The organism is Candidatus Thioglobus sp. (genome assembly GCF_028599055.1).
Lineage (GTDB): Bacteria > Pseudomonadota > Gammaproteobacteria > PS1 > Pseudothioglobaceae > Thioglobus_A.
In genome coordinates this window covers 1-9,572 of the sequence record NZ_JAQRMS010000046.1, presented here as the reverse complement: position 1 = coordinate 9,572, position 9,572 = coordinate 1, and the positions used below count along the sequence as shown (strand labels likewise).

At 40.8% G+C, this 9,572-nt stretch carries 11 protein-coding genes; 2 read left to right on the top strand and 9 right to left on the bottom strand.

The window, feature by feature from the left end; all coding sequences use genetic code 11:
* Positions 1-100 precede the first annotated feature (100 nt).
* A complete protein-coding gene (locus tag PSN35_RS04405; RefSeq protein ID WP_300030007.1) occupies positions 101-388 on the top strand; it encodes a hypothetical protein in 288 nt (95 codons plus the stop codon).
* Complete coding sequence (locus PSN35_RS04400; RefSeq protein WP_300030004.1) at positions 385-1,350, top strand: cytochrome c peroxidase; 966 nt, start codon at positions 385-387, stop codon at positions 1,348-1,350. Before PSN35_RS04405 ends, PSN35_RS04400 begins: the two co-directional genes overlap by 4 nt.
* Before the next feature lie 14 nt (positions 1,351-1,364).
* Here the strand turns inward: PSN35_RS04400 and fabB are convergent, their stop codons facing one another.
* The 9 genes from fabB to PSN35_RS04355 all read right to left on the bottom strand — a co-directional run.
* Complete coding sequence (gene fabB / locus PSN35_RS04395) at positions 1,365-2,582, bottom strand: beta-ketoacyl-ACP synthase I (RefSeq protein WP_300030002.1); 1,218 nt, start codon at positions 2,580-2,582, stop codon at positions 1,365-1,367.
* On the bottom strand, positions 2,582-3,088 hold the full coding sequence (gene fabA, locus PSN35_RS04390) for a 3-hydroxyacyl-[acyl-carrier-protein] dehydratase FabA (RefSeq protein WP_300030000.1): 507 nt from the start codon (positions 3,086-3,088) through the stop codon (positions 2,582-2,584). The genes fabB and fabA overlap by 1 nt, the downstream gene beginning before the upstream one ends.
* Before the next feature lie 37 nt (positions 3,089-3,125).
* A complete protein-coding gene (locus PSN35_RS04385) occupies positions 3,126-4,289 on the bottom strand; it encodes an O-succinylhomoserine sulfhydrylase (protein ID WP_300029997.1) in 1,164 nt (387 codons plus the stop codon).
* Between the two features lie 25 nt (positions 4,290-4,314).
* The gene (purF, locus tag PSN35_RS04380; protein WP_300029994.1) at positions 4,315-5,832 is read right to left on the bottom strand and encodes an amidophosphoribosyltransferase; all 1,518 of its coding nucleotides are present in this window, start codon (positions 5,830-5,832) and stop codon (positions 4,315-4,317) included.
* A gap of 12 nt (positions 5,833-5,844) precedes the next feature.
* Positions 5,845-6,693, bottom strand: coding sequence for a CvpA family protein (locus tag PSN35_RS04375; RefSeq protein WP_300029991.1), 849 nt, complete (start codon positions 6,691-6,693; stop codon positions 5,845-5,847).
* Positions 6,694-6,755: 62 nt separating this feature from the next.
* Positions 6,756-7,946: a folylpolyglutamate synthase/dihydrofolate synthase family protein gene (locus PSN35_RS04370; RefSeq protein ID WP_300029989.1), complete on the bottom strand. Its 1,191-nt coding sequence runs from the start codon at positions 7,944-7,946 to the stop codon at positions 6,756-6,758.
* Positions 7,934-8,386, bottom strand: a complete 453-nt coding sequence (locus PSN35_RS04365) for an FxsA family protein (RefSeq protein ID WP_300029986.1) — start codon at positions 8,384-8,386, stop codon at positions 7,934-7,936. Before PSN35_RS04365 ends, PSN35_RS04370 begins: the two co-directional genes overlap by 13 nt.
* A 40-nt stretch (positions 8,387-8,426) precedes the next feature.
* A complete protein-coding gene (gene trmB, locus PSN35_RS04360; RefSeq protein WP_300029983.1) occupies positions 8,427-9,098 on the bottom strand; it encodes a tRNA (guanosine(46)-N7)-methyltransferase TrmB in 672 nt (223 codons plus the stop codon).
* Positions 9,099-9,277: 179 nt separating this feature from the next.
* Positions 9,278-9,572 (bottom strand): hypothetical protein (locus PSN35_RS04355; RefSeq protein ID WP_300029980.1); only part of this gene is annotated, 295 nt, incomplete at its 5' end.

The following is a 9,572-nucleotide window of genomic DNA, read 5'->3' as shown; positions in this document are numbered from 1 at the left end:
CAAGCTTACAGCGCTGGCTTGAGTTTGGGCTATGGAAAGTTAGCCTTTGAGGTGCCAGTGGCAGGAACTTATAAGCTTAATCCTCTAGGTATAGCTGGCAATGAAAATATTTTTCTTGATATGTTTTTTCAGTGTTAGCGGTGTTTATGCACAAGATCATGTTCTACATAAATCAGGAGATAATAAAGATAATTACAATAAAAACTATCAAACAAATTCTCTTAGCTTGGATTACAGAAATAAAAACAAGAAAAAATTTGATTTGGTAAATAACTTTCAAACACGACACTTAGGATTGCCATTGGTGCCAACTGTTGAAGATAATCCAATTAATAAAGTTAAAGTGGCTCTAGGTAAAAACTATTTTTTGATAGAAGGTTGTCTTTGAATAATACCATGTCTTGTGCAATGTGTCATATTCCAGAACAAGGTTTTGCTCACAATGAGTTGGCTACTGCAGTTGGCATTGAGGGGCGTACGGTGCGTAGAAATACCCCAACTATTTACAACGTTGCTTATTCAAAAAATCTTTTTCATGATGCTAGAGAAGACACCCTTGAGTGGCAAGTATGGGGCCCACTTTTGGCAAAAAATGAGATGGGCAACCCTTCTTTTTCTAGTGTCGTTAATAAAATTAAAATATTGGATGGCTACCCATCTTTGTTTAAGAAGGCTTTTGACAATCAAAGAGTCTCAGTGGTTAATATAGGCAAGGCGTTAGCTAGCTATCAAAGAACACTGATTTCTGCTAACTCGAATTTTGACAAATGGTTTTATGCAAATAAAGAAGATGCATTAAATGAAAAGGAAAAGCTCGGTTTTAGATTATTTGTTGGCAAGGCTAGGTGTGCAAGTTGTCATATTATTGAGGCAGACTATGCTTTATTTACTGATAGCAAGCTTCATAATACAGGTGTAGGCTACTTATCCTCTATGTCGCCAAAAAAAGAATACATTCCTGTACAGGTTGCACCTGGTGTGTTTTTAAAGGTAGATACCAATGTTATTAGTAAAGTTTCAAATAAAGTAGACAATGATCTGGGTCTTTATGAAATTACTGAGAATCCGGACCATAGATGGAAATATAAAACACCATCACTGAGAAATGTTGCTTTAAGTTCTCCTTATATGCATAATGGCTCAATACCAAGCTTGAGAAAAGTGGTGGAATTCTACAATAAAGGAGGGGTTAAAAATCCATTATTAAACCCTTTGATCAAGCCTTTGAATTTGAAAATTTATGAAATAGAGGCGCTAGTTGACTTTTTAAAAGCCTTAACAGGTAGCAATGTTAATGCTTTAATTGAGGATGCCTTTAGTGCAACAACTAGTCATAAAATAACTCACTAGTAGGCAATAAAACTTTAAGGCTTAAACTTTTCAAATACCAGACAAGCGTTCGTACCACCAAAACCAAAGCTGTTAGACATAACTCGATTAATCGATTGGATAGTCGTTGAGCGCACAATTGGCACACCATCAGCTGCTTCATCGATATTGTCAATATTGACTGATTCAGCCATAAAATCATTCTGCAGCATCAGTAGTGAATAAATTGCTTCATTGACACCAGCTGCGCCAAGTGCATGGCCTGACAAAGACTTAGTGGATCCAACATTTGGTATGTTGTCACCAAACACTTCCTTGATGGCGCCTAATTCTTTGACATCGCCCACTGGGGTGGAGGTTCCGTGGGCATTGATGTAGTCAATTGGGCCGTCAACTGTTGAGATGGCTAGCTCCATACAACGTTTAGCGCCTTCACCGCTTGGCGCAACCATATCATAACCATCTGAAGTAGCACCATAGCCGGTTAGTTCGGCCAAAATAGTTGCACCACGCGCTTGCGCATGATCTAGTGATTCAAGCACTAATGCACCACCACCACCTGAAATCACAAAACCATCACGATCAGCATCGTAAGCACGAGAGGCGTTTTCAGGATTTTCGTTATATTTAGTCGATAATGCGCCCATGGCATCAAATAACATAGTGAGTGACCAGTCAAGCTCTTCACCGCCGCCAGCAAAAACAACATCTTGCTTACCCATTTGGATTTGCTCCATCGCATTACCGATACAGTGTGCAGATGTTGAACAGGCAGAGCTGATTGAATAGTTAATGCCTTTAATTTTAAACATGGTTGAAAGACACGCTGATGTCGTTGAGCCCATGGTGCGTGGCACACGATAAGGGCCAACACGTTTAATGCCTTTTTCTCTTAGGATGTCAGCTGCTTCAACCACGTTCTGGTTAGAGGCACCACCTGATCCCATGATAAGCCCAGTACGAGGGTTGGAAATTTGCGCTTCATTAAGGCCAGATTGCTTAATCGCTTGATCAAGTGCGACCGCATTGTAAATAGCAGCATCTGCCATAAAGCGCTTCATTTTACGATCAATAATATCACTTGAGTCAGCTTCAGCCACTTGGCCAGAAACATGTGATTTCAAGCCCATTTCAGCTTGTTTCTCATCAAACTTAATGCCAGATTTTGCTGTTTTTAAGGATTCTAGTACGTCGTCACAATTGGCGCCTAAGCTAGAAACAATTCCCATTCCGGTTACAACTACTCTATTCATTAGAAAGCACTCGTGTCAGTAAACAGGCCAACTTTTAAATCTTTGGCTTCGTAAATCACCTTACCGTCAACTTCCATTGTGGCGTCACCAATACCCATGTAAAGTTTTCGAGCAATGACACGTTTTAAATTAATACGGTAGGTAACTTTTTCAGCTTTTGGCAATACTTGGCCAGTAAATTTAATACTACCGCCGAGTGCACGGCCACGACCTAGACCGCCAAGCCAGCCTAAATGAAAGCCAATCAGCTGCCACATAGCGTCAAGGCCCAAACAGCCTGGCATCACCGGATCATCATTAAAGTGACATTGGAAAAACCACAAATCAGGCTTAATGTCCAACTCGGCAATAATTTCACCTTTGCCAAACTCGCCGCCCTCATCAGAGATGTGCGTGATTCTGTCAAACATTAGCATAGGCGGCTGTGGCAATTGTGCGTTACCTGGGCCAAATAATTCGCCGTTGCCACATTTAATCAATTCTTCGTATGAGTATGAGTTTTGCATAGTGTTATCTTGTGTCATTCTTTGGCAGAATTATACATCAAAGCCCTTTATTTATATCGTCTATTAAGTCGTCCACATTCTCAAGTCCAACAGAAATTCTAATCAGACCTTCTGAGATGTTGGCCGCTTGTTTCTCTTCATCAGTTAAGCGACCATGTGTGGTGCTTGCAGGGTGTGTGATGGTCGATTTAGTGTCACCCAAGTTGGCTGTAATTGAAAAAATTTCTGTGGCATTGATTACGTCAAAAGCTGCTTGTTGCCCCCCTTTAACTTCAAAGGAAATAATGCCGCCAAAGCCAGATTGTTGAGACTTGGCCAGTTGGTGATGTGGGTGAGATTCAAGGCCTAGGTAATGTACCTTTTCAACACCTGATTGTTGTTCTAGCCAAGTAGCCAATTTTAGGGCATTGTCAGAATGTGCCTTCATTCTTAAGCTGAGCGTATCCAAACCTTTGAGCACAATCCAAGCATTAAAAGCACTTAAGCTAGGTCCTGTGGTGCGTACAAAGCCGTGTATTTGTTCAATAATTTCTTTGGAGCCTAAAACAGCACCAGCTAAACATCGGCCTTGGCCATCAATATATTTGGTGGCTGAGTGGATAACAATATCGGCACCTAGGCTGAGTGGCAGTTGTAGTGCAGGGGTAAGAATGGCATTATCAACCGCCAAAAGAATGTTGTTGGCTTTGGAGATTTTGCTTAATGCAATAAGATCTACTACCTGCCCTAAAGGATTGGAAGGTGTTTCCAGTAGGAATAGCTTGGTATTGTCAGTAATGGCATCTTGCCAGGCGTCCAAATCTGGCAGGTCGACAAAAGTAACGCTGATATCAAACTTGGAGATGATGCTATTAAGCAGCACAATTGAGGTGCCAAACATGTTGCGTGACGCGACAACGTGATCACCTGATTTTAGCAGTGCCATGAGTGTGGCAAAAATTGCTGCCATGCCTGAAGCGGTTGCTGTACAAGCTTGCGCCCCTTCAAGGGCGGCTAGCTTCTGTTCAAAGGCATCAACGGTTGGATTGGTAAAACGTGCATAAATATTGCCTGGCTCTTCTTTAGAGAAACGTTTGGCAGCTTGCTCAGCAGAGTCATAGGTAAAGCTTGAAGTTAAAAATATCGCTTCAGAATGCTCTTGTTCGCCGGTTGTTCGATAGCCTTCTCGAATGGCTTTGGTGTCAAAATTTAGATCTTTCATGGGGGTATTGCATTGGCAAATAAGACTATTCTACATCATTGCTGATCAAATCAGAGCTTTCGTTGGTGTTGTTCTTTTCTTTAACAGAATCTGCACGCTTTGCCTCAATGTCATCTAGATATTTTTGACTAATATCACCAGTAACATATTCGCCATTAAAACAAGAACAGTCGAACTTGGTAATGTTTTTATTGCCTTGTTTGACACACCAAATTAAATCGTCCAAATCTTGATAAATTAATTTATCTGCACCAATTGCTTGGCACACCTCTTCGGTGGTTTTGTTGTGTGCTATAAACTCTTTATTGCTGGCCATGTCAATGCCATAAACATTAGGGTGTCGTACAGCAGGGGCGGCCGAGGCGAAAAATACTTTTTTAGCACCTGCATCTCTAGCCATCTTAACAATCTGTTCGCTGGTTGTGCCTCTGACAATCGAGTCATCCACCAGCAAAACATTTTTGCCTTTGAATTCTAATCCGATTGCGCTCAACTTCTGGCGAACAGATTTTTTGCGTAATTTTTGCCCAGGCATAATGAAAGTACGGGCAATATAGCGGTTTTTAATTAAGCCTTCTGAGTATTTGACTTCGAGTTCGTGCGCCAACTGCAAGGCGGATACTCTTGATGTGTCAGGAATTGGAATAACCACATCAATATGCTCATCATCCCATTCTTTATGAATTTTGGCCGCTAGACGCTCACCCATTCTTAGGCGAGTTTTGTACACTGAAATATCATCAATGACAGAATCAGGTCTAGCAAAGTAGACAAATTCAAAAATACACGGTGAATATTTAGGTGCCTCGGCACATTGTTGAACAAAGATATTACCTTCGCGATCAATAATCACTGCCTCGCCCGGTTTGATGTCTTGAGTGATTTCATAACCTAGTGCGGTTAGTGCAACACTTTCTGAAGCTAGCATATGCTTGGTGCCGCCATTAGTGGTGCGCTTTCCAAGGATTAGTGGGCGAATTCCGTTAGGATCTCTAAAGCCAAAAATACCGTAGCCAGGAATCATACCAACGGTGGCATAAGCGCCACGAACCCGTTTGTGCACTTGTTTAACAGAGTCAAAGATGTCTTGTTCGTTAATACGTTGTTTTTGTAATTTCGCTAATTCACTGGCGAAGACATTAAGCAAAATTTCAGAATCTGAATTAGTATTAATGTGGCGCAGATCTTGCTCGAATAACTCTTGTGCTAATTCTTCAGTATTGGTTAAATTACCGTTATGGGCAAAGGCAATACCGTACGGAGAGTTAACGTAAAACGGCTGCGCTTCAGCACCACTAGAGGTGCCTGCAGTAGGGTAGCGAACATGGCCAATACCCATATCACCTCTAAGAGAGGTCATGTGCTTGGTTCTGAATGCGTTTTTAACCAAGCCATTAGACTTGCGCATATAAAAACGACCTTTATGCGCAGTGACAATGCCGGCGGCATCTTGGCCTCGGTGTTGCAAGATGGTTAGCGCGTCATAAATATAGACAGCGGTGTCTTTTTTGGTAGTGGATAGAATGCCAACAATGCCGCACATAAAGAGGTTTCCTTATTTGTTTTCGATGAATAGTAAGTGTTCTGACAAGGCCGGTTTAATGTCCGTCGCTACATCTTGAAAGGTTTTTAAAGCGCCGTTGGCTTCATTCCAGTAGTTTTGCTGTGAAATAGTATCGATACTTTGAAAGACTAATACCATGATTAAGATCGCCAAGCTACCTTTAAATAAGCCAACCAGTAGCCCGCCAATATTGTTTTTGTTGCTATTAATATTTTTAGCATTAAGCTTTTCATCTAAAAGATGCAAGCCGCTAAGGATTTTTTTAAATAGCGAGGATAAAAAACAAGGTTTTGAAGCGTCGATAGAAATATTAAGCATGTTTGAAATGCTGGCACATACGCCTACAATAATCGCTAACGTGATAATAAACGCTAAGCCAATGCGAATAGAGGTGTCTGTGACGACAATCTCCATTAAACCTAAGTTGGCAATAATATCTAAATAATGCCAACTAAGTGCAATGGCGACAAGTACAAACACCAAATAGGCAAAGATTTTATTTAAGGCACAAGGGTTGCTTACCTGAGATAAGGCGGCAGTTAGCTGATAGATGGCCTTTTTAATGAGCAACACGCCAACAAAGATAACACCAAAGGCAATAGCCATATGGGATTGATGCGAGAGTAATAGCCAAGTGACTGTAGCATGAACGGCGAGTGACTGGTAAAACAACCAAGCAATTAATATGGCTAATAATAAAAAGCCAAGATTGATAAGCTCTTTGGCCATGCCGCGTTTAAATCCTAATATCAAGAATGCAATTAAAATTAGCAGCGTGATCCAATCAGACCAAACTAACGATCCGATTAAATTCCAAATATTTGCAAAAAACTCATTCATTAATTTTTTCCAGAGGGAATTAGGTTGTATGTGGCAATTTTACAAGATTTTCCATTCAAACATTACTTAAACGCTTTTAACGCATCAGCAACCACATGAAACGATCCAAATACGACGACACGCTGTAAAGACGGCTGTTGTTTGGCTTGTTTGATAGCAGACGTCACGTCACTACAAATACTAATAGAATCTTTTAGGCTGAATTGATCGGCTAGAAAACTAGCATCTGCCGCGCGCTCAACATTTAGCGGGGCGACTAGCCATTGGTCAATCAGTGGTGAGACGGCGCCAATCATTGAGGCGATGTTTTTGTCTTTTAGGGCTGAAAAAATAGCCAGTGTGGGCTGTTTGTCTTTTGCCAGCTCTTGGGCTAATGCATTAACTGCAGCTTCATTATGTGCCACATCAAAGATGAATTGCTTGTCACCACTATCTATTGTTTGAAATCTAGCGGCTAATTTTGCAGTTTCCAAGCCTTGCTGAACCAATTGACTGTTAACTTTAAATGATTGCTTTAGTTTTTCAACACAAAGACTTGCCAAGGCTGCATTGCGCTGTTGATAATCTCCCTGAAGAGCAAGGAGGCCGGTGTAAGGAGCCGATATAAATTCAAGTCTTGCACCAATAGCATCGGCATGTTTTTGCAATGAGCTGGGCGGGTTTGCATCACCACAAACACATGGCTTATTGGTGCGCATAATGCCAGCTTTTTCATGGCCAATTAGCTCACGTGTATCACCCAAATAATCCACGTGATCAATGTCAATATTGGTGATCACTGAAACATCAGCATCAACCACATTGACAGAATCTAGTCTGCCACCTAAGCCCACTTCTAAAATGGCAATATCTACTTGCTGATTGGCAAAAATAAGTAGCGCCGCTAAAGTGGAGAATTCAAAATAAGTGAGTGATGTGTCACCCCGCACTTGCTCTATTTGTTCGAAAGCAATGCAAATTTGTTTGTCAGTTGCTTGAAGGCCGTTAACAACAAAACGCTCATTGTAATCAATGATATGAGGTGAGGTGAACTTGGCCACTGTGTACTGGCTTTGTTGATAGATACTGTCAATGAAAGCAATGGTAGAGCCTTTGCCATTAGTGCCAGCGACTGTTATAACAGCAAAAGGCACACCATTTGGAAATAGCTTTTGATAGACATTTTGAATGCGTGTTAAGCCTAAATCGATGGTTTGATTATGCAACCCTTCTTGCCAGGATAGCCATTCATCAAGCGTGTTTAGTCTTCCCAAAATTCACCGTCAATTGTGTCATTTTTTCCACTGTCTTTTTTATCAGAAGGTTTGGATTTATGTATAAAAAATGAGTTCTGTTGAGTAAATATTTTTTGCGTATTTTTGCTTAGAATTCGGTCAATAAAATAAACTCTTGAGAATGGCACTAGTCCTAGTAGTCCAACTATGTCGGTAATGAATCCAGGTGTTAGTAGCAATACGCCAGAGATTAAAATAACCACACCTTCTAGCATTTCAAAGGCTGGCGTTTGGCCGTTCGCCATGGCATTTTGTGCTTTAGCCATAGTTGACCAACCTTGTTGTTTGAGTAGTGTTGAACCAATTAGTGCGGTAATCACCACCAGTAGGACAGTTGAAAAGCCACCAATGGCTTCGCCAACTGAAACCAGCACATAAATTTCTAGCAGTGTCATGACAACAAATATTGGAAAAATCATAGTTAGTCGATCCTAAATAAATATAAAAAAAATCTTAACGTTATTTCTCGCAGTTAAAAATCATATCCCAAACGCCGTGCCCCAGTCGCTGGCCACGTCGTTCAAATTTGGTAATTGGACGTCGTTCAGGTCTTGGTAGATAGTTATGGGCAGTCGTTGTGTTTTTAAAGTGGGCGTGAGCTTCCAAAGTTTCCATCATTTGCTCGGCGTAGTGCTCCCAGTCAGTGGCCATATGCACAAAACCGCCGTTAACTAATTTTTCTGATATTGCATCCATAAATTCATTTTGTACAATGCGACGCTTATGGTGTTTTTTCTTATGCCAAGGGTCGGCAAAATAGAGTTGAAATCCTGCTAGACTGTTATCAGCAATATTATTTTTCAACACTTCAACCGCATCTTCTTTAATGATTTTAAGATTGGTTAATTGGTGTTTATAGGCCTCATTGATCAGGCGGCCAACACCTGCCTCATAAACCTCAATGCCTAGAAAATTTCGCTGTGGTTCATTAATAGCCATCTGTAACAATGAGTCGCCATTGCCAAAGCCGATCTCTAAAACAGTTGGCTGTTGTTTGGTGAATAACGAAGTTAAATCAATTTTCCCTTCGGGTAAATCAATACCAAAATCTGACCATAATTCATTTAACCCAGACTTTTGCCCTTCAGTTAATCGACCTGAACGCTTAACAAAACTTTGAATTTTTCTCATAAATTAAGATCCCTGCATTCGGCTTAAATTCACACCATAAGCACAACACTCGTTAGTTGTTTTTCTAATACAGAGACCTCAAATTGTATTGAGAATTTAGCGCCCTATACGCAACAAGGCTACAAACGAACCCTTGTATCTGTTCGCTTGTAGCCTTGTTGTGTGTTGATAGTTGAAAATTAAAAATTGTAAATCAAGTTAACAGAAGTACGGTCAAACTCAGCATCTGCTCCATTAATATCAAGACTTCTAAAGGCATCAGCGTGAATGTCGTGCTTGGCGTATTCCAACTCTACATCGTAATACTCATTAAAAGTTGCACCGACTTTAGCGCTGATGTAATGCCCGTCAACTTTGGTTTTTCCGCTTTGTCCATAGCCTGTTACCTGGTCACCTTGTCCAAGAACATCAGGATAACCTCTCCAATAAGATTTATACCAATCTCCTTTCACTTTGGCATAGCCGAGACCAACA

Excerpts from the sequence above, each read along its gene's own strand:
- PSN35_RS04405 (WP_300030007.1), top strand. The coding sequence starts at position 101 with ATGAAAATATTTTTCTTGATATGTTTTTTCAGTGTTAGCGGTGTTTAT.
- fabB (WP_300030002.1), bottom strand. The coding sequence starts at position 2,582 with ATGAATAGAGTAGTTGTAACCGGAATGGGAATTGTTTCTAGCTTAGGC.
- fabA (WP_300030000.1), bottom strand. The coding sequence starts at position 3,088 with ATGCAAAACTCATACTCATACGAAGAATTGATTAAATGTGGCAACGGC.
- PSN35_RS04385 (WP_300029997.1), bottom strand. The coding sequence starts at position 4,289 with ATGAAAGATCTAAATTTTGACACCAAAGCCATTCGAGAAGGCTATCGA.
- purF (WP_300029994.1), bottom strand. The coding sequence starts at position 5,832 with ATGTGCGGCATTGTTGGCATTCTATCCACTACCAAAAAAGACACCGCT.
- PSN35_RS04375 (WP_300029991.1), bottom strand. The coding sequence starts at position 6,693 with ATGAATGAGTTTTTTGCAAATATTTGGAATTTAATCGGATCGTTAGTT.
- PSN35_RS04365 (WP_300029986.1), bottom strand. The coding sequence starts at position 8,386 with ATGATTTTTCCAATATTTGTTGTCATGACACTGCTAGAAATTTATGTG.
- trmB (WP_300029983.1), bottom strand. The coding sequence starts at position 9,098 with ATGAGAAAAATTCAAAGTTTTGTTAAGCGTTCAGGTCGATTAACTGAA.